Annotated in this window: 19 protein-coding genes; 14 read left to right on the top strand and 5 right to left on the bottom strand. The window is 70.2% G+C overall.

What is annotated here, in order from left to right:
* The first annotated feature begins 6 nt into the window (after positions 1-6).
* From ACFWU3_RS10440 to ACFWU3_RS10430, 3 genes are read left to right on the top strand one after another with little or no spacing between them, the layout of a single operon-like run.
* The gene (locus ACFWU3_RS10440; RefSeq protein WP_384434126.1) at positions 7-921 is read left to right on the top strand and encodes a glutamate ABC transporter substrate-binding protein; all 915 of its coding nucleotides are present in this window, start codon (positions 7-9) and stop codon (positions 919-921) included.
* An 11-nt stretch (positions 922-932) separates the two neighbouring features.
* Complete coding sequence (locus ACFWU3_RS10435) at positions 933-1,577, top strand: amino acid ABC transporter permease (RefSeq protein WP_384434123.1); 645 nt, start codon at positions 933-935, stop codon at positions 1,575-1,577.
* A complete protein-coding gene (locus ACFWU3_RS10430; protein WP_384434120.1) occupies positions 1,574-2,440 on the top strand; it encodes an amino acid ABC transporter permease in 867 nt (288 codons plus the stop codon). Before ACFWU3_RS10435 ends, ACFWU3_RS10430 begins: the two co-directional genes overlap by 4 nt.
* 80 nt (positions 2,441-2,520) lie before the next feature.
* Here the strand turns inward: ACFWU3_RS10430 and ACFWU3_RS10425 are convergent, their stop codons facing one another.
* A complete protein-coding gene (locus tag ACFWU3_RS10425) occupies positions 2,521-4,128 on the bottom strand; it encodes a CocE/NonD family hydrolase (RefSeq protein ID WP_384434117.1) in 1,608 nt (535 codons plus the stop codon).
* A 111-nt stretch (positions 4,129-4,239) separates the two neighbouring features.
* Positions 4,240-5,421 carry an Ig-like domain-containing protein gene (locus ACFWU3_RS10420; RefSeq protein ID WP_384434114.1) on the bottom strand — a complete coding sequence of 394 codons (1,182 nt, stop codon included), beginning with the start codon at positions 5,419-5,421 and terminating at the stop codon, positions 4,240-4,242.
* 216 nt (positions 5,422-5,637) lie between these two features.
* Between ACFWU3_RS10420 and ACFWU3_RS10415 the strand changes: the two genes are divergently transcribed.
* The gene (locus ACFWU3_RS10415) at positions 5,638-6,180 is read left to right on the top strand and encodes a PH domain-containing protein (RefSeq protein ID WP_384434111.1); all 543 of its coding nucleotides are present in this window, start codon (positions 5,638-5,640) and stop codon (positions 6,178-6,180) included.
* 43 nt (positions 6,181-6,223) lie between these two features.
* Here ACFWU3_RS10415 and ACFWU3_RS10410 read toward each other — a convergent pair whose 3' ends face one another.
* A complete protein-coding gene (locus tag ACFWU3_RS10410) occupies positions 6,224-6,967 on the bottom strand; it encodes a hypothetical protein (protein ID WP_384434108.1) in 744 nt (247 codons plus the stop codon).
* Between the two features lie 105 nt (positions 6,968-7,072).
* Between ACFWU3_RS10410 and ggt the strand changes: the two genes are divergently transcribed.
* Complete coding sequence (gene ggt / locus ACFWU3_RS10405) at positions 7,073-8,890, top strand: gamma-glutamyltransferase (RefSeq protein WP_384434105.1); 1,818 nt, start codon at positions 7,073-7,075, stop codon at positions 8,888-8,890.
* Between the two features lie 158 nt (positions 8,891-9,048).
* Positions 9,049-9,744 (top strand): glycoside hydrolase family 75 protein, encoded by a 696-nt coding sequence (locus ACFWU3_RS10400; protein WP_384434102.1) that lies wholly within the window; start codon positions 9,049-9,051, stop codon positions 9,742-9,744.
* 45 nt (positions 9,745-9,789) lie between these two features.
* Here ACFWU3_RS10400 and map read toward each other — a convergent pair whose 3' ends face one another.
* A complete protein-coding gene (gene map, locus ACFWU3_RS10395; protein WP_384434098.1) occupies positions 9,790-10,557 on the bottom strand; it encodes a type I methionyl aminopeptidase in 768 nt (255 codons plus the stop codon).
* A gap of 55 nt (positions 10,558-10,612) precedes the next feature.
* Between map and ACFWU3_RS10390 the strand changes: the two genes are divergently transcribed.
* Positions 10,613-10,867, top strand: coding sequence for a helix-turn-helix transcriptional regulator (locus ACFWU3_RS10390; protein WP_313943265.1), 255 nt, complete (start codon positions 10,613-10,615; stop codon positions 10,865-10,867).
* A 54-nt stretch (positions 10,868-10,921) separates the two neighbouring features.
* Here ACFWU3_RS10390 and ACFWU3_RS10385 read toward each other — a convergent pair whose 3' ends face one another.
* The gene (locus ACFWU3_RS10385; protein ID WP_384434094.1) at positions 10,922-11,596 is read right to left on the bottom strand and encodes an NAD(P)-dependent oxidoreductase; all 675 of its coding nucleotides are present in this window, start codon (positions 11,594-11,596) and stop codon (positions 10,922-10,924) included.
* Between the two features lie 79 nt (positions 11,597-11,675).
* Between ACFWU3_RS10385 and ACFWU3_RS10380 the strand changes: the two genes are divergently transcribed.
* From ACFWU3_RS10380 to ACFWU3_RS10350, 7 genes are all read left to right on the top strand, one after another.
* Entirely contained in the window at positions 11,676-12,155 is a 480-nt protein-coding gene (locus tag ACFWU3_RS10380) for a winged helix-turn-helix transcriptional regulator (RefSeq protein ID WP_384434092.1), read from the top strand.
* Between the two features lie 10 nt (positions 12,156-12,165).
* On the top strand, positions 12,166-12,546 hold the full coding sequence (locus ACFWU3_RS10375) for a PPOX class F420-dependent oxidoreductase (RefSeq protein WP_384434088.1): 381 nt from the start codon (positions 12,166-12,168) through the stop codon (positions 12,544-12,546).
* 72 nt (positions 12,547-12,618) lie between these two features.
* The gene (locus ACFWU3_RS10370; protein WP_384434085.1) at positions 12,619-14,010 is read left to right on the top strand and encodes a hypothetical protein; all 1,392 of its coding nucleotides are present in this window, start codon (positions 12,619-12,621) and stop codon (positions 14,008-14,010) included.
* Between the two features lie 156 nt (positions 14,011-14,166).
* A complete protein-coding gene (locus ACFWU3_RS10365) occupies positions 14,167-15,009 on the top strand; it encodes a nitrilase-related carbon-nitrogen hydrolase (RefSeq protein ID WP_384434082.1) in 843 nt (280 codons plus the stop codon).
* The gene (locus ACFWU3_RS10360; RefSeq protein ID WP_313943259.1) at positions 15,006-16,286 is read left to right on the top strand and encodes an aspartate aminotransferase family protein; all 1,281 of its coding nucleotides are present in this window, start codon (positions 15,006-15,008) and stop codon (positions 16,284-16,286) included. The genes ACFWU3_RS10365 and ACFWU3_RS10360 overlap by 4 nt, the downstream gene beginning before the upstream one ends.
* A gap of 104 nt (positions 16,287-16,390) precedes the next feature.
* Positions 16,391-17,797, top strand: a complete 1,407-nt coding sequence (gene hydA / locus ACFWU3_RS10355) for a dihydropyrimidinase (protein ID WP_313943258.1) — start codon at positions 16,391-16,393, stop codon at positions 17,795-17,797.
* A gap of 15 nt (positions 17,798-17,812) precedes the next feature.
* On the top strand, positions 17,813-18,814 hold the full coding sequence (locus ACFWU3_RS10350; RefSeq protein ID WP_384434078.1) for a TIGR03842 family LLM class F420-dependent oxidoreductase: 1,002 nt from the start codon (positions 17,813-17,815) through the stop codon (positions 18,812-18,814).
* Positions 18,815-18,855 lie beyond the last annotated feature (41 nt).

Here is an 18,855-nt window from a genome sequence, read left to right as displayed (position 1 = left end):
GTACCGATGATGCGTACGAGGCGCGCCCTGGCGGCGCTGACGCTCGTCCTGGCGGCCCTGGCCGTCACGGCCTGCGGCAAGGAGGGCAGCCCGCCGGTCAAGGGGCCGCAGGCCGACCAACTGCCGGACTACCAGGTGAACAAGGGCTTCCAATTGCCCGATTCGCCGACCTGGCGCAAGGCCGAGAAGCGCGGCCACCTCGTCGTCGGGGCCAAGGAGGACCAGCCGTACGTCGGCGAGAAGGACCCGGCCACCGGCCTCTACACCGGGTTCGACATCGAGATCGCCAAAATGGTGGGCGCCTATCTGGGCTTCGACCCCCGGACCATCATCTTCCGGACGATCGCCTCCGCGAACCGCGAAACCGCCCTGCAGAACGGCCAGATCGACTACTACGTCGGCACCTACACCATCAACGACAACCGCAAGAAGCTCGTCGGCTTCGCGGGCCCGTACTACCTCGCCGGTCAGTCGCTGCTCGTGCGGGCGGACGAGAACGACATCAAGGGCCCGCAGGACCTCGACGGCAAACGGGTCTGCTCGGCCGCCGGTTCGACCCCCTACCAGCGCATCGAGAGCGACTACCCGAAGGCCGACCTCGTCGCGTACGACACCTACTCCGTCTGCGTCGACAACCTCCTCACCTACCAGGTCGACGCCGTGACCACCGACGACGCGATCCTCACCGGCTACGCGGCCAAGGTGCCCGACGAACTCAAGGTCGTCGGCAAGCCGTTCTCAGAGGAGCCGTACGGCATCGGCGTCCCCCGCAACGACAACGCCCTGCGCTTCGCGATCGACGACGCGCTCGCGGCCAACGAGAAGAACGGGAACTGGCAGAAGGCCTACGCCGCGACGCTCGGCCTGTCCGGGGTGCCGGCCCCGAAACCGCCCCCGATCGACCGCTATCCGGCGTCCTGAGCGAGGCACCTGTGAACGTACTGATCGACAACTTCTCCCTGTACGGCAAGGGCTTTCTCGGCACCGTCGAACTCACGGTGTACGCCTCGCTCCTCGCCCTGGTCCTCGGTTTCGTGATGGCGTCCTTCCGCGTCGCGCCTGTCGGCTCGCTGCGCGTCGTCGGCACGGTGTGGGTGACCGTGCTGCGCAACACCCCGCTCACCCTGCTGTTCTTCGCCGTCCTGCTGGGCCTTCCGCGGTTCGGGCTGGTCCTGCCTTTCCAGGTCTTCGCGGTGATCGCCCTGGGCTGCTACACCTCGGCCTTCATCTGCGAGGCGCTGCGCTCCGGCATCAACACCGTGCCGACGGGCCAGGGGGAGGCGGCCCGCAGCCTCGGAATGGGCTTCGGTCAGACCCTGAACACCGTGGTGCTGCCCCAGGCGTTCCGCAGCGTCATCCCACCGGTCGGCTCCACACTCATCGCCCTCGCCAAGAACTCCGCGATCGCGGGCGCGTTCAGCGTCACCGAGCTCCTCGGCGTCTACAAGCCCCTCAACGAGATGGGCTACAGCATCATCTGGTCCTTCGTCTGGATCGCTGTCGGCTACCTGATCATCACCCTGACCATCAGTGCGCTGTTCAACGTGCTCGAGAAGCGCTTCGGAGTCGCCCGATGACTTCCACCGCCCTCTACGACGTCCCCGGACCCCACACCCGCAGGCGGCACCGGCTCTACGGAGTCGTCTCCACCCTCGCCGTCCTCGCCCTGGTCGGCTGGATCGTCTATCTGCTGTTCGACACCGGCCAGTTCACCGCGGCCAAGTGGACCCCCTTCGAGTACAAGGGCATTCAGGAGCTGCTCCTGAGGGGGCTCGGCAACACCCTCAAGGCGTTCGCCTGCGCCGCGGTGCTCTCGCTCCTCCTCGGCGGGCTCCTCGCCGTCGGCCGGCTCTCCGACCACCGGGCCGTGCGCTGGGCGGCCACGGTGATCGTGGAGTTCTTCCGGGCCATGCCCGTGCTGGTGATGATCTTCTTCATCTTCGTCGCGCTGAAGGTGCAGCCGCTGCCCGCTCTGGTGGCCGGACTGACGCTCTACAACGGCTCGGTGCTCGCCGAGGTCTTCCGGGCCGGCATCAACTCCGTGGAGCGCGGCCAGCAGGAGGCCTCGTACGCACTCGGGATGCGCAAGACACAGGTCATGGCCAACATCCTGGTGCCGCAGGCCGTACGCGCGATGCTGCCGACGATCATCAGTCAACTGGTGGTCGCTCTCAAGGACACCTCGCTCGGATATCTCATCACCTACGAGGAATTCCTCCACGCGGGCAAGCTCATCGCGTCGAATCTCGACTACGATTTGCCGTTCATCCCTGTGGTGATGGTGATTTCGCCGATCTACATCGGGATGTGCATGCTGCTCTCCTGGTTCGCCAACTGGATGGCCAGGCGGCAGCGGCGCAATCCGAGAACAGAGGCCGTGGACATCGCCCCGGCCGAACCAGGGACGCTGCTGCCCGGGGGTCCTCCCGAGCCTCGATAGGCGCGGAGGGCAGGACAGCAGCTCATGGGGCACGACTCATTTCCCCGCCCTGGGCGGGGGCCCCTGGCAGCAGCCGGTGATCACTTCTGGCGCAGCGGGACCGACAGATACGACGGGTCGGCTGCGGACGAGGAGAAGGTCAGCTGCGCGCCGAACGGGTTGTGCTCGATGTAGAGCGGGTCGACAGTGTCGACGACCAGGGCGAGACGGTGGCCCGCCGGTACGTCGTAGGCCGTGGAGAACAGTTCCAGGTCGACGGCGAACGGCGTGCCGGGCGTCTTGTCGTGGAAGGTGTACGGCGCATTGCTGACCAGCTTGCCGAGGCCGAGCGGGCCCACGTCGTAGAGATACGCGACGAGGGTGCCGCTCTCCTTGGTACCGGTGAGCGTGGTGTGCAGCTTCGCCGTTCCCCGGATCTGCTGCGCCGAGTCGTACCGCTCCGACTGCCACACCGCGGCGAACGGCCGCGGCAGCAGCGGGATCGACGCGATCGGGGGTAGTTTCACGAACTGGTCCAGCATGCTGGACAGCAGGATGAGCCCGCCGTTGGCGCCCGAGTCGATGTTGGCCCAGATCTTCTTCGTACCGTCCAGGTCCAGCTTGCGCCGGTCCGCCGCCACCGACTTCCAGTCGGGGTAGCTCTCGTACGCGCCGGTGGAACGGGACTTGAGACGGACCGGCTGCTCGCGGTCCACGCCGTTGTCGTCGCCCTTGAGGTAGTGGTCGAGCCAGCGGTGGGTGCTGGTCCAGGTGTCGTTGGGCAGCCCGAGCAGACCGCCGATCTCCGGGGTGGCGTGGTCGCCCGGACGGAACTCCAGCCGCTTCGGGACGGTCAGCTTCTCGTAGAAGTCCGCGGTCTGGTTCGGCGGGAAGACCGTGTCGCCCCAGGCGTTGCCCAGCATCACGGCCGTACCGTTGGCGTTGATCCGGTCCACGAAGGCGGCCGGTGAGCGCTTCTTCCCCCAGTCGACCATCTCCTGCTCCTTGTCGAGATGGGAGCCGAGGAAGTCATGGGTGAACTGCTGGAATTCGGGGCTGGGCCGGCCCGTGAGATAGCCGGCGCCGCTGAGCAGCAGAGCGGCCTGCCGGTTCTGGGTGCGGCCGCGGTAGATGGAATCGACGAGGTCGGCCCAGCCGCTGAGGGCGGCCACGGCCTTGATCCGTTCGTCATGGGCGGCGGCCAGCAGGCTGATCCCGGCCGCGTAGGAGACACCGGCCATGCCGATCCGGCTCGGGTCGGCCGGGGTGTTGGCCAGCGCCCAGTCGATGACCCTGGACGCGTCGGCGACGTCGGGCGGCCCCGCCACCTCGATGTAGCCGCCCGACTGCCAGAAACCACGGGCGTTGTAGGTGACCACCACATAGCCGGCGTCGGCGAGCTTCTTGGCCTGTGCGAGGTACTCGATCTGGGGCAGCGCCCAACTGGTCGGCAGGATCAGTACGGGGTAGGTGCGGCTGCCGTCCGCGCCCGCCGGGGTGACCACGTTCCCCTTGAGCACCGTGCCGCCGTCGCCCTTGATGTCGACGAATCGTACGCCGGGCACCCCGGCCTGCTGTTCGGCGCTGCGCGGTGCGGTCACTCCCGCTACCGGTGCGGCCGGCGCGACACCGGCCGCCGGCCCGGCGAGGAGCGCGGCGGAGACGGTGCCGATGGCGGTGGTACGCAGAACCTTGCGCGGCTGTCCCACAGGTCACTCCTCACACGTGTCACGGGAAAGTGACCCGACGGTAACGTCAGCGACTCACGCGAGGTAACTCCTCGGTAAGTTACGTGTGAGTAAAGATTGTTGGACGTGGCGTCAATACAGCGCGCTCTTCGTCCGCCAGGCGTCCCACGGCAGATTCCACTCGCCGTAGCCGTTGTTGAGGGCCTGCGTGCCCTTGGCCTCGTTGCCCGTGACCTCGAACGGATCGCCCACCTGGACCTGGCCGTAGACCCACTTGGCGTCCGCGTCGCTCATGCCGATGCAGCCCGAACTCCGGTTGGCGTTGCCGAAGTAGCCGGCGTTCCACGGCGCCGCGTGCGCGTACATGCCCGACCACGTCAGCCGCATCGAGTAGTCGACCATCTTGTTGTAGGCGTCGCCGAGGCCCACGGTCTCCGAACGCATGTTGATCGTGCCCTCCTTCGCCATCAGGACGGTCCTGCCCCGCCAGGACGCCTTCTCGCCGCCCGGGGTACCCGCGGACATCGGCACCTCCCTGACCGCACGGCCGTCGCGCACCAGCGTCAGGCGGTGGCGGTCCAGGTCCACCGCGACCGACTGGCTCCTGCCGATGGTGTAGGTCGTCGCGTAGTCACGGACGAACCACCCGCCCGCTCCCGAGTCGATCCCGCTCAGCTTCGCCTGGAGCGAGACCCTCGTGCCCGGCTGCCAGTACTCCTTCGGCCGCCAGTCGATCCTGTCCTTGCCCGACCAGTCCCGCATCCAGCCCCAGGAGCCCTCGGTGTTGTTCGAGGTGGTGACCTTGAGGTGCTTCTCCACCGCGGCCCTGTTCTTCACCGGGTGGTCGAACACGATCGACAGGGGGTGTGCGACGCCGACCGTGGCGTTCTTGCCCGGGGCCATGGCGAGCTTGTTGACCTTGGCGGGGGCGGCGGTGGCGAAGGCCGCCGTGGCGGCGCCTCCGCCGGTGTCCTTCGCCTCGACCGAGTAGCGCGTGCCCGGAGTCGCGGGGCGTGCCGACGTCCAGCTCCTGCCGTCGTCGGCGATGCGTCCGTCCAGCCGTCCGCCCTTGGCGTCCGTGACCGTGACCTCCTTCAGCTTCCCCTCGGCGATCGTCACCCGCACGGGCGCGCCGGCGGCCTGCTTGCCGGTCGGAGTCACCGAGATCGAGGGTCCGTCCTTGCCGTCGGCATCGGCGTCCGCGGCGCCGCCGGAACATCCGGTGAGCAGCACGGCAAGCACCGCGCCGCCGACGGACACGGCGGGGCGGACGGGTCGGCGGCCGAGCGGGAAGCGCGGTCGTGTGCGGCTCAAGGCAAAACCTCCGTTGCGATCACTGTCGCGCAGTGAGAGTCCGCTGCGATGTCACGGGTTCCGGAATTTCCCGGATTTCCCCCTAACTCCGGTGTGATGAGAAACGCAGGGAAAGGGACGTTTGGTCCACGGCGAGCGCCGGGTCCGGGGCCGGCCGCGACCCCCGCGGGCCCTCACCCCCTGGTGTTCTGTCCGGTCGTCAGGCACTCTCGCCAGATGGATCCGGCACCGGCAGGAACGATCCTGCGACTGAGGCTGAGGCGGCGGGCCGAGTGGATACCGCTCGCCGCGATCGTGCTGCTCGTGGTCTGGGGCATCGCCACGGCGTCGATCGTCGAGGGACCCAACGGCACCTCCGGAGGCATCGCGCTCGCGGTCGTCGGCGTGCCGGTGGCCGTGTTCGCCGTCAGCTGCGCGGCCCATCTGGTGCGGCCGATGCGCCTCACCGTCGACGCCGACGGGCTGGAGGTACGGCTGCCGCTCTGGCCGGCCAGGACCGTCGCCTGGTCCCGGATCACCGGTGTGAGCGCCCCGCCCGACCATGTCGTCGTCGACTGCGCCGCACCCGTCGGTGGCCTGCCGCCGACCTGCCGGCCACGGGCCGCGTACCGCAGACTCGCGGCCGACCTCGGACGGCCCGCAGGCGGTCAGGGGCTCTGCTTCGAGACGCGCGTCTTCGACCTGGAAGCCGCCGAACTGCTCGACGCGATCGCACGGCACGCCCCGCAGGGGACCGCGGTGCGTGCGGGACGGTCCTGACGGAGCGCGGACGCGGTCTGGGGGTCCCTCGTGTGGATCAGACCTAGCTCGCTGCCTGGGCCGAGGGCCGCGGGGTCGGCAGCGGTGCCTGTGCCGCGCGGGTGACGTCCGCGACCAGCTCGACCACGTCCGGCCCGTACGCCTGCGAGTTGACCACCTTGAGCAGCAGACAGAACGACGAGGCGCCGTGCTTGCGGGTGAGTCTCTCGTGGTTGCGGGCCAGATAGCGGGTCGCCGCCTGGTTGGTTATCGCGCGCTGGCCGCAGAAGAGGAAGACCGGCCGGGCGTCCTGGCCCGCGGTGAGCCGGGCGAGGAACACGTACTCGGCGACGCCGGGCTCCATCCGGTAGCGCTCCGACCCGATCTGGAACGCCCCCTGGTCCGGACCGGGCTCCGGATCGGTGTTGATCCGCACGCCGGGCAGCAGCGAATGCAGATGCGCGGCCATCCGGCGGTTGCTGAACGGGCCTCCCACGCAGAACTCCGTGCGCTCGCCGAAGCCCTGCTGGGCCGTGTCGTGCCAGACGATCTGGGCGTGCGCCCCGCAGCCCTTGATCAGCGCGGAGAGCTCCAGGAGGGCGAAGACGTCGAAACGGTGCACGGAGCCGTCCCGGCCGGCCTCGCGGTTGACCACGAGGAGCGACTCGGAATTCGTGGGCAGACCGAAGAATGCCTGCTTGCGACGGAGTTTGCGGCGCCACAGATACGTGCGCGCGAGCCAGCCGAGCGTGGCGCTGATGCCGGCGGCCACCACGCCGAGCACGATGTTGCGTACGTCGTCAGTCATGGGCGCGCATGGTAGCGGGGTTGTCGCGACATTGTTCGAGACGGTCCTGACGGGATGCGCGCGGTGAAGTTACGCTGCGCGGACGTACATTGACTGGAGGTACGGATGCGTCGCTCCGTCGCACGGAATGTGTCGGCTCTGGCCGTGACCGCGGCCGTGATCTCGATCGGGGCCGCGGCCCCGCCCACCTCCTCGCCGCCGGGCGGGGCACCGGTCAAGAAACCGGTCGCCGTGGGTTACGGCGGCGCCGTCGCCAGTGTCGACGCGGACGCATCGGCCGCGGGCATCGAGGTGCTGCGCCGCGGTGGCAATGCCGTGGACGCCGCCGTCGCGACCGCCGCCGCGCTCGGCGTCACCGAGCCGTACTCCGCCGGCATCGGCGGTGGCGGCTTCTTCGTCTATTACAACGCGAAGTCCCGCACGGTCCACACCATCGACGGCCGCGAGACCGCGCCCCGCTCCGCCGACGCCTCCCTCTTCCTGGAGAACGGCAAGCCCATCCCCTTCGAGGAGGGCGTGACGAGCGGCCTGGGAGTCGGCACCCCCGGCACCCCGGCGACCTGGGAGTCGGCGCTGGACGCCTGGGGGAGCAGGCCGCTCGGCCAGCTGTTGCAGCCGGCCGAACGCCTCGCGAAGGACGGCTTCACCGTCGACGCCACCTTCCGCTCGCAGACCCAGTCCAACCAGGCCCGGTTCGCGGACTTCCCCGCGTCGGCGGAGCTCTTCCTGCCCGGCGGGCAGCTCCCGGTCGTCGGCTCGGTCTTCAAGAACCCGGATCTGGCGCGTACGTACAAGGAGATCGCCCGCAAGGGCGTCGGCACGCTGTACCGCGGCGACATCGCCCAGGACATCGTGCGCACCGTCCGCACGCCCCCGGTCGCCAAGGGCGCCACCCGGGTCGTACGGCCCGGCGATCTGACCGCGCGCGACCTCCGCGCGTACGAGACGATCCGGCGGGCGCCCACGAAGGTCTCCTACCGCGGCCTGGACGTCTACGGCATGGCTCCGGTGTCCTCCGGCGGCACCAGTGTCGGCGAGGCGCTCAACATCCTGGAGCGGAGCAACCTGTCGAAGGCCACGCAGACGCAGTATCTGCACCGCTTCATCGAGGCGAGCCGGATCGCCTTCGCGGACCGCGGGCGCTGGGTCGGTGACCCGGCCTTCGAGAAGGTGCCGACGAAGGGGCTCCTGTCGCAGCGGTTCGCCGACTCGCGCGGATGCCTGATCAAGGACGACGCGGTGCTCACCAGCCCGCTGGCGCCGGGCGATCCGAACAAGCCGGTGGCGTGCGGCGGATCGGGCACGGCCGCCCCGACCACGTTCGAGGGGGAGAACACCACCCACCTGACGGCGGCTGACAAGTGGGGCAACGTCGTCGCCTACACGCTCACCATCGAGTCGACCGGCGGCAGCGGCATCACCGTGCCCGACCGGGGCTTCCTGCTCAACAACGAGCTCACGGACTTCTCCTTCGCCCCGGCGAGCCCGGCGGTGCACGACCCGAACCTGCCGGGTCCGGGCAAGCGTCCCCGCTCGTCGATCTCGCCGACGATCGTCCTCGACGACGGCCGTCCCGTCCTCGCGCTCGGCTCCCCGGGCGGCGCGACCATCATCACCACCGTCCTCCAGTCGCTGACGGGTCGTCTGGACCGGAATCTGCCCCTGGTGGACGCGATCGCCGCGCCGCGCGCCAGCCAGCGCAACCAGACGACGACGGAGATCGAGCCGGAGCTGTGGAACAGCCCGCTCCGCGGACAGCTGGAGAAGATCGGTCACGCCTTCCGGCAGAACCCGGAGATCGGCGCGGCGACGGGTATCGAGCGGCTGCCCGACGGCCGCTGGCTCGCCGCCGCCGAAAAGGTCCGCAGGGGCGGCGGATCGGCCATGGTCGTCCGCCCCAGCGGTCATCCGTACGGCCGCTGACCGAACGGCGCAAACGTCCGCTGCCCGTCCGGGGCCCCAAACCCCGTACGGGAGGCGGACGTTGGCCGTCCGGGCGCCGGCGGGCGCCGGGTGGGGGGCGATCGGATGTGCGCGTGAGCGGGTAGGGACGCTTTCCTTACAGAAAGGCGACACCCCCCATGCGCACTCGCACTCTCGCGCTCGCCGTCTCCGGCGCCGCCCTCCTCGCGGCGATCGCGCTGCCCGCCACGGCGAGCTCCGCGGCGACCGGCACCGGTGCCTTCCGCGAAGGCACGGTCGCGGCGGCCGACCTGCTCGCCAAGGTGACGGGCTGTCCGCAGATCTCGAACGGCCTGTACCGGACGGACAGCGCGGCCCCGGCGACGATCCCCGTGTGCGGCAAGGACGGCGTCGTGTACTGGACGGCCGACATGGACATCGACTGCGACGGCCAGGTCACGAACGCGTGCAACACCGGCACCGACCCCTGGTTCCAGGCCGCGACGGCCTTCCACCAGTCCGACGGCCGGGCCCTCGACGCCGAGCGGTTGCCGTATGTCGTCGTACCGACCAGCAGCGCCATCTGGAACTACGGCAGCGCGGGCATCAAGGGCGGCGGGGTGGTCGCCGTCGTCCACAACGATCAGGTGCAGTACGCGGTCGTCGGGGACACGGGTCCCAGTCAGATCATCGGCGAGGCGTCCTACGCCACCGCCCGGGCGCTGGGGATCGACCCGGACCCGTCGACCGGCGGTACCGCCGCCGGGGTCACGTACATCTTCTTCCCGAACACCACAGTGCTGCCGATCGAGAACCACGAGGCGGCGGCGACTCTCGGCGAGACGCTCGCCAGGCAGTTCGTCGCCGGGGTCTGACAGCGGGGGATCTGGCGGCGGGACCTGCGGTCCGCGAGGGCGCGGTCAGAGCGCCGTGAGGATGCGCGGGCCGTCGTCCGTGATCGCCACCGTGTGCTCCGCGTGCGAGGCGCGGCTGCCGTCCAGCGTGCGGATCGTCCAGCCGTCGCCCGCCGTGCGGTGGCCGTCGGTGCCACCGCCGATCACCATCGGCTCGATCGCCAGCACCATCCCGTGGCGCAACGGCATGCCCCGGCCCGGGCGTCCCTCGTTCGGGACGCCCGGGTCCTCGTGCATGCTGCGCCCCACGCCATGACCGCCGAAGCCGTCCGGGATGCCGTATCCGGCGGTCCGGCACACGCGGCCGACGGCATGGGCGATGTCACCGATGCGGTTGCCGACGACGGCGGCCGCGATACCGGCCTCCAGGGCCTCCTCGGCGGTGGCGATCAGCCGGACGTCCTCGGGCCGGGCGCGCCCGACCGTGAAGCTGACGGCCGAGTCGCCCACCCAGCCGTCCAGGATCGCCCCGCAGTCGAGGCTCACCAGATCGCCGTCGCGCAGGCGGTATCCGTCCGGGATGCCGTGCACGATCGCGTCGTTGACGGAGGCGCAGATGACGGCGGGGAAGGGGATGGGAGCCCATGAGGGGTGATAGTCCAGGAACGGTGATCCCGCCCCGGCCTCGTCCAGCACCGAGCGAGCGGCACGGTCCAGTTCCAGCAGGCTGACGCCCACCGCCGCAGTCTCGCGGGCTGCCGTGAGTGCCTGTGCCACGAGGCGGCCGGCCTCGCGCATCGCCTCGATCGAGGCGTCCGTCTTGATCTCTACCATGCCAATTACTATACCGGTCCTACCGGTATTGGAATACCAGCATTAGAATACCGCCATGGTGCGCACCCCTCTCACCCCCGAAGAGCGCGAACGCGGCGAACGGCTCGGCCGGATCCTGCGCGTCGCGCGCGGCGACCGCAGCATGGTGGAGATCGCCGCGGCCGCCGGCCTCTCGGCCGAGACCCTGCGCAAGATCGAGACGGGCCGGGCCCCGACGCCCGCGTTCTTCACGGTCGCCGCACTCGCGCGGGTGCTCGGTCTGTCGATGGACGAACTGGTGGTGCGCTGCGCACTGGTGCCGGCGGCCTGACGGGCCTCCGGGCCGATCAGGTACGACCTGGGCTGTCGTTCGGAACAGGCCGGGTCAGTGAGCGGATTCCGGTGCGAGCGACGGGACCTCACCCGCCACCGCGAGCTGGATACGGCGATGGCGTGGCCGCTCGATCTCGTCCAGCAGGGCCACGGCCAGGTCGCCGTGCGCGATCCGTCCGCCGCCGTCGATGAGCTGCCCCCGTGCCGTCCGGTAGCGGCCCGTGCGGGGAGCTCCCGCGTCCAGGTCCATGGGCGGGACGACCATCAGCCAGTCCAGCTCCTCGGGCGCCCGGCTCAGCACGTCGAACTCCGCGACATGCCCCTGGGAGAACACCCGGTAGGGCTCCGGGAAGTCCGGATCGTCCATCACCCGTACCCCTGGTGACGTCTCCAGCGTCGAGGCGATGCCCAGCGTCAGGAAGCGGTGCACGCCGGCCTCGGTCAGCCCGGTGACCATCGCCTCGGCCGCGCAAGTGAAGAACTCCTCCGCCGGGACGTCCAGCCGCGCCGCCGCATTGACCGCCGCGTCGTGGCCCGCCGCGAGCCGGGCGACGGATGCGCCGTCCGTCGCGTCACCGGGCACGACCGTCACGCCGTCCGCCGCGAGATCCGGATGTCTGCCGGGATCGCGCACCACCGCCGTCACCGCATGCCCGCGCGCCGCCGCCTCCGACACCGCCGCTCTTCCGACCCGTCCGCCTGCTCCGAACACCATGATGTGGCTCATGTCCCGGACGGTAGAACGGAGGTGGCCGGTTACTGCAAAGGTACCGGGCGGACCCGGCGGAGCGCGCAGGATGGAGAGCATGGAGACGAAGCCCGAGCCGCTGCGGCCGGACATGTTCGCCGATCCCGACTGCTCGGCCGGTTTGCAGCCGTTCCGGTTCGGCGACAAGTGGTCCGGGATGGTGATGCGCTGCCTGGAGGACGCGCCGCGCCGCTTCTCCGAACTGCGCGTCGCACTGCACCGGGTGACCCCGAAGGTGCTCACCGAGACGCTCCGCGCGATGGAGCGCAACGGCTTTGTGAAGCGGACGTCGTACGACGAGAATCCGCCACGGGTCGAGTACGAACTCACCGCGCTCGGCCGGTCGGCCGTCCAGCCGATGAACGCGGCGTGCGACTGGGCGCGGACGCACCGGCCCGAGCTCGTCGCCGCGCGGGAGGCGGACCCGGAACACGGGCGCGGTCAGGTGGGTCCGGAGAGTACGGGCGCGAACAGCCGGAAGCGGAGTACGGATGCGGACGGCCGGACCGGCCGCCCGGGGGCCCCGGACACGGCGTAGTCTCGCGCACGTGACTGCCGAGGACTTCGCCGCCGCCAAGTACATCAGCGTGACCACGTTCCGTAAGAACGGAACCGGTGTCGCCACCCCCGTCTGGTTCGCCGAGGACGGCGGAAAGCTGTACGCCTGGACCCGGACCGACTCCTGGAAGGTCAAGCGGCTGCGCAACGACCCGCGCGTCGTGGTGACCGTGTGCGACGTGCGCGGCCGGATCGCCGAGGGCGCCCCGACCGCCGAGGGGACGGCCGAGCTCCTCGACGCGGCGGCGACCGCACGGATCCGCAAACTCCTGGCCCGCAAGTACACCTGGCAGTTCTGGCTGGTCGACTGGCCGGCCACGCTGGCGCGGCTCGGCAAGCGTCCGCACACCGGCATCGCGGTAACCATCTGAAAACAGCGCGTAGCAGTGCCGTAACACGTCTGATGTCCAATGCCACCCAGTCGAGGGTGGGGCGGGACAGTGATGGCGGTGCATCAAGTACCGGCACAGACCGGTGTGTTCGCGCGGTATCTCAAGGGGCTTGCCGCGCTGCTCGACCGTGACGGCGGCTGGTACGCGGTCTTTCTGCACCGCGACCCCCAGGGCATGCAGGCGTGTCTGGACGGCTTCGAGGTCCCGCCGTGGGACGTCGTCGGATCGCTGCTCCAGGATCTCGCGGTGGTGCGGGGGCGGGAGTTCGTGGAGCAGGAACAACTCCGGGCCAAGCAACTGCACACGGCCTCGGCCGCGGCCCACGACCGCCGGCCGGGCGGTCGCGAGGCCCTTGTGGAGCGCCTGGAGCTGATGCGGCGTGAACTGATCCACGCCACCGGTCGCAACGAGGAGCTCATCCGACTGATCGCCGCCGAGCCGGAGGGCACGCAGGCGGCACAACAGCTGACGTACGAGCTGGAATGGGTCAGGGACGACCACGTGCGGGCCACCGCGAGGGTCGCCGAACTGCGTCGGCGCCTGGCTGTTCTGCCTCCGCCGGAACACGGTCGGGCCGGCGCCCCGGGACCGGGGGAGCGGGTGCCGCGGCAGGCTTCCCGGCCGGAGTCGGCGCAGTGGTCCGCTCCGGCGCAGGAAGGCCCTCGGACCGCCCCGCAGGCGGAAACCCCTGCCTCCGGTGACCAGGGCAGAGGCAGCAAGGACGGCGGCAAGGCCGGGGCCAGGGACAAGCGCCGGCGCCCGCGCGGCGCGCGCTTCGCCGGCATGGAGGAGGACGTCGAGGCCGTCGCCGTGCCCGAACTCCCCGTCGGCGGGGATCTGCCCCGCGGGGCACGGTACGGCGCCGCGGGCACGGCTCCCGAACAGGAGCAGCCCGTCCTCGTCGACCCCGAGGACGCCCTGCGCGCCGCGCACGAGACCGTGCGCTCCCTCGGGCGGCTGCGCGCGGAGGGTCGCAGCGGAGAGGCCCATGCCCTCCTCTGCGAGGCCGCCACCCTGCCCGCCGGCCGGCTTCCTGTGCTCGCCGCCGAGCTCCACCGCGCCGGTCTGGAGGCCGACTGGGCCACGCTGCTGTGGGAGGCCGCCTCGCAGCCCGTGCTGCGGCTCGCGGCGATCGCCGGCGCCCTCTCCGCCGCCGGCCGCGCCCAGGACGGCCACCAGCTCCTGCGCCAGGGCGTGACCCGCCCGGCGGACGAGATCGCCGCCGCCGTACTCTCCCTCGACGAGGACGGCCGCGCCCCCGAGGCGCTCGCCCTGCTCGTCGCCTATGCCCAGCTGCACACCCCCGCCGACACGGCGCGAATCGCCGACCGCGACCCCGCCCGTCTCGTCCCCCGTCTGCTGGCCGCCGCCCGTGCCGGAACCGCGGCCCATGAGCGCGATCTTGTCCACGCGCTACGTGTCTCGGGCCACCTCGGCGCCTGACCCGTACGGTGTCGACCGCTCGGGTGCGAAACACGATCGACTCTGCGGGTTGACGACGATGGTCTTGCCCCAGTGTGTGACGGGGCTTACGTTCTCCATCTACGCATTCGTCTACGTGCGTAGAGGCCCTCTGCCGTTCGGCCGAAGGAGCAGCTCATGGCCACTGTCGTACGCGCCGCACTCGTCCAGGCGACCTGGACCGGCGACACCGAATCCATGATTGCCAAACACGAGGAACACGCCCGGGAAGCGGCCCGTCAGGGCGCCAAGGTCATCGGATTCCAAGAGGTCTTCAACGCCCCCTACTTCTGCCAGGTCCAGGACCCGGAGCACTACCGCTGGGCCGAGCCCGTCCCGGACGGTCCCACCGTCCGACGGATGCAGGATCTCGCCCGCGAGACCGGGATGGTCATCGTGGTCCCGGTCTTCGAGATCGAGGGCGCGGGCTTCTACTACAACACCGCCGCCGTGATCGATGCCGACGGCTCCTACCTGGGCAAATACCGTAAGCACCACATCCCTCAGGTCAGGGGATTCTGGGAGAAGTACTACTTCAGGCCCGGAAACGCGGGCTGGCCGGTCTTCGACACCGCCGTCGGCAAGGTCGGCGTCTACATCTGCTACGACCGCCACTTCCCGGAGGGCTGGCGGCAACTGGGGCTGCAAGGAGCCCAGTTGGTCTACAACCCCTCGGCGACCTCGCGCGGTCTCTCCAGCTACCTCTGGCAGCTGGAACAGCCGGCCGCCGCCGTGGCGAACGAGTACTTCATCGCCGCGATCAACCGCGTCGGCGAGGAGGAGTACGGCGACAACGACTTCTACGGCACGAGCTACTTCGTCGACCCGCGCGGGCAGTTCGTCGGCGAGGTGGCCAGCGACAAGGCGGAGGAGCTCGTCGTACGCGACCTGGACTTCGACCTGATCGACACCGTCCGGCAGCAGTGGGCCTTCTACCGCGACCGGCGCCCCGACGCGTACGAGGGGCTGGTGCAGCCGTGAGTCATCTGTACGACCGGCACAAAGCCGTGATCCCCGACTGGGTCGCGCTCTACTACCAGCGGCCCATCGAGATCACACACGGCGAGGGCCGCCATGTCTGGGACGCGGACGGCAACCGCTACCTCGACTTCTTCGGCGGCATCCTCACCACGATGACCGCCCACGCGCTGCCCGAGGTCACCAAGGCGGTCAGCGAGCAGGCCGGGCGGATCATCCACTCCTCGACGCTCTATCTGAACCGCCCGATGGTCGAGCTCGCCGAGCGGATCGCGGCGCTCTCGGGCATCCCCGACGCACGGGTCTTCTTCACCACCTCGGGCACCGAGGCCAACGACACCGCCCTGCTGCTGGCCACCGGACACCGCCGGTCCAACCAGATCCTGGCGATGCGCAACAGCTACCACGGACGTTCGTTCTCGACCGTCTCCATCACGGGCAACCGCAGCTGGTCGCCGACCTCGCTCTCCCCGCTGCAGACGCTGTACGTGCACGGCGGCGTCCGCACCCGGGGGCCGTACGCCCACCTGTCCGACGCGCAGTTCATCGAGGCGTGCGTGGCGGACCTGGAGGACCTGCTCGGCCACACCCGGGACGTCGCCGCGCTGATCGCCGAACCCATCCAGGGCGTCGGCGGGTTCACCTCCCCGCCCGACGGGCTGTACGCCGCGTTCCGCGAAGTCCTCGACCGGCACGGCATCCTGTGGATCGCCGACGAGGTGCAGACCGGCTGGGGCCGTACCGGCGACCACTTCTGGGGCTGGCAGGCGCACGCCGGCAACGGACCGCCGGACATCCTCACCTTCGCCAAGGGCATCGGCAACGGCATGTCCGTGGGCGGAGTCGTCGCGCGTGCCGAGATCATGAACTCGCTGGACGCCAACTCCATTTCGACGTTCGGCGGCTCACCGGTCACCATGGCCGCGGGCAGCGCCAACCTCGCGTATCTGCTGGAGCACGACCTCCAGGGCAACGCCCGCCGCGTCGGCGGACTGCTGCTCGAGCGGCTGCGCGGGATCGGGGCGAGCGTGCCCGCCGTCCGCGAGGTGCGCGGCCGGGGCCTGATGCTCGGCATCGAACTGGTCAGGCCCGGCACCGACGAGGCCGATCCGCAGGCGGCGGCGGCCGTCCTGGAGGCCGCGCGCGAGGGCGGGCTGCTGATCGGCAAGGGCGGCGGCCACAACACCAGCGCCCTGCGCGTCGCGCCGCCGCTCTCCCTGACCGTGGCCGAGGCGGAAGAGGGCGCGTCCATCCTCGAACACGCCCTGCGCAGCGTTTAGGGCCCGATCCACACGACAGGCCCCGGGGCCCGACGCCCGCGGAGGGCCTGTCGTCGGGATCGCGCCCCAGCCGACCGTACGTATCCCAAGGGAGCGCACCAGCCATGAGCAGCACCCGCACCCTCATCCGTGGCGGACTGGTCATCACCGCATCGGACGAGATCCACGCAGACGTACTGATCGAGGACGGCCGCATCGCCGCGCTCGCCGCGCAGGGGTCCGCCGTCTCCGAGCCCTGGACCGCCGACCGCATCATCGACGCGACGAACAAGTACGTCATCCCGGGCGGCGTCGACGCCCATACGCACATGGAGCTGCCGTTCGGCGGGACATTCGCCTCCGACACCTTCGAGACGGGCACCCGCGCCGCCGCCTGGGGCGGCACGACCACCATCGTCGACTTCGCCGTCCAGTCGGTGGGCCGCCCGCTGCGCGAGGGGCTCGACGCCTGGTACGCGAAGGCCGACGGCAACTGCGCCGTCGACTACGGCTTCCACATGATCCTCTCGGACGTCAACGAGTCGTCCCTGAAGGAGATGGACCGGCTGGTCGAGGAGGGTGTCACCTCCTTCAAGCTGTTCATGGCCTATCCGGGCGTCTTCTACAGCGACGACGGCCAGATCCTGCGCGCCATGCAGCGCTCCGCCACCAACGGCGGGCTGATCATGATGCACGCCGAGAACGGCATCGCCATCGACGTCCTGGTCGAACAGGCTCTCGCCGAGGGCCGCACCGACCCGCGCTACCACGGCGAGGTGCGCCGGGTGCTGCTGGAGGCCGAGGCCACCCACCGCGCCATCCAGCTGGCCCGGGTCGCGGGCGCCCCGCTGTACGTCGTGCACGTCTCGGCCGAGGAGGCCCTCGCCGAACTCGCCGCCGCCCGCGACATGGGGCTCAACGTCTTCGGCGAGACCTGCCCGCAGTACCTCTTCCTGTCCACGGACAACCTCGCCGAGCCCGACTTCGGCGGCGCGAAGTACGTGTGCAGCACTCCGCTGCGACCGAAGGAGCACCAGGCGGCGCTCTGGCGCGGACTGCGGACCAACGATCTCCAGGTGGTCTCCACCGACCACTGCCCGTTCTGCTTCGTCGGGCAGAAGGAACTGGGCCGCGGCGACTTCTCCAAGATTCCCAACGGCCTGCCGGGCGTCGAGAACCGGATGGACCTGCTGCACCAGGCCGTCGTCGACGGGCACATCACCCGCCGCCGGTGGATCGAGATCGCGTGCGCCACCCCGGCCCGCATGTTCGGCATGTACCCGAAGAAGGGGACCATCGCGCCGGGCGCGGACGCCGACGTCGTCGTCTACGACCCGCACACCGAGCAGACCCTCTCGGTGGAGACCCACCACATGAACGTCGACTACTCCGCGTACGAGGGCAAGCGGGTCACCGGACAGGTGGAGACCGTGCTCTCTCGCGGTGAAGTCGTCATCGACCAGCGGAAGTTCACCGGCCGGGCGGGACACGGCCAGTACACCCCGCGCGGAACCTGTCAGTACCTCGGCTAGAAGGGGTCAAAGACCATGGACTTCGGACTTGTCCTGCAGACGGATCCGCCGGCATCCGGTGTCGTCGGACTGATGCGGCGCGCGGAGCGCAACGGCTTCCGCTACGGCTGGACCTTCGACTCGGCGGTGCTCTGGCAGGAGCCGTTCGTCATCTACAGCCGCATCCTCGAACACACCGAGACGATGATCGTCGGGCCGATGGTGACCAACCCGGGCACCCGGACCTGGGAGGTCACCGCCTCCACCTTCGCCACCCTCAACGACATGTACGGCAACCGCACGGTCTGCGGCATCGGCCGGGGCGACTCGGCGATGCGGGTCGCGGGCCGCAAGCCCAACACCCTTGCCCGGCTGGGCGAGGCGATGGGTGTGATCCGCGATCTCGCGGAGGGACGCGAGGCCGTGGTCGACGGTCAGCCGCTGCGCCTTCCGTGGGTGCAGGGCGGCAAACTGCCGGTGTGGATGGCCGCGTACGGCCCCAAGGCGCTCGCTCTCGCGGGCCAGAAGGCCGACGGTTTCATCCTCCAGCTCGCCGATCCGTATCTCACCGAGTCGATGATCAACGCCGTGCGCACCGCCGCGTCCGACGCCGGACGGGACCCCGACGCGATCACCATCTGCGTCTCGGCGCCTGCCTACGTCGGCGACGATCTGGCCCACGCCCGAGACCAGTGCCGGTGGTTCGGCGGGATGGTCGGCAACCACGTCGCCGACCTGGTCTCCCGCTACGGCGAGCACTCGGACCTGGTGCCCGAGGCCCTCACCTCGTACATCAAGTCGCGGGAGGGGTACGACTACAGCCACCACGGCCGTGCCGGCAATCCGTCCACGGACTTCGTCCCGGACGAGATCGTCGACCGGTTCTGTCTGCTGGGCCCGGCCGAGGCGCACATCGAGAAGCTGAGGACACTGCGCGACCTGGGTGTGGACCAGTTCGCCGTCTACAACATGCACGACGCCAAGGAAGTGACGATCGACGCGTACGGCGCCGAGATCATCCCCGCGCTGAACGGCTGAGATCCCCGTCACGCCGCAGCCCGCTCCCGCTGAACCGTGCA

Origin of the sequence: Streptomyces sp. NPDC058685 (genome assembly GCF_042714725.1) — a bacterium.
Lineage (GTDB): Bacteria > Actinomycetota > Actinomycetes > Streptomycetales > Streptomycetaceae > Streptomyces.
Note: the sequence above shows the minus strand (reverse complement) of the source record. Positions and strands in the feature narration are given on the sequence as shown.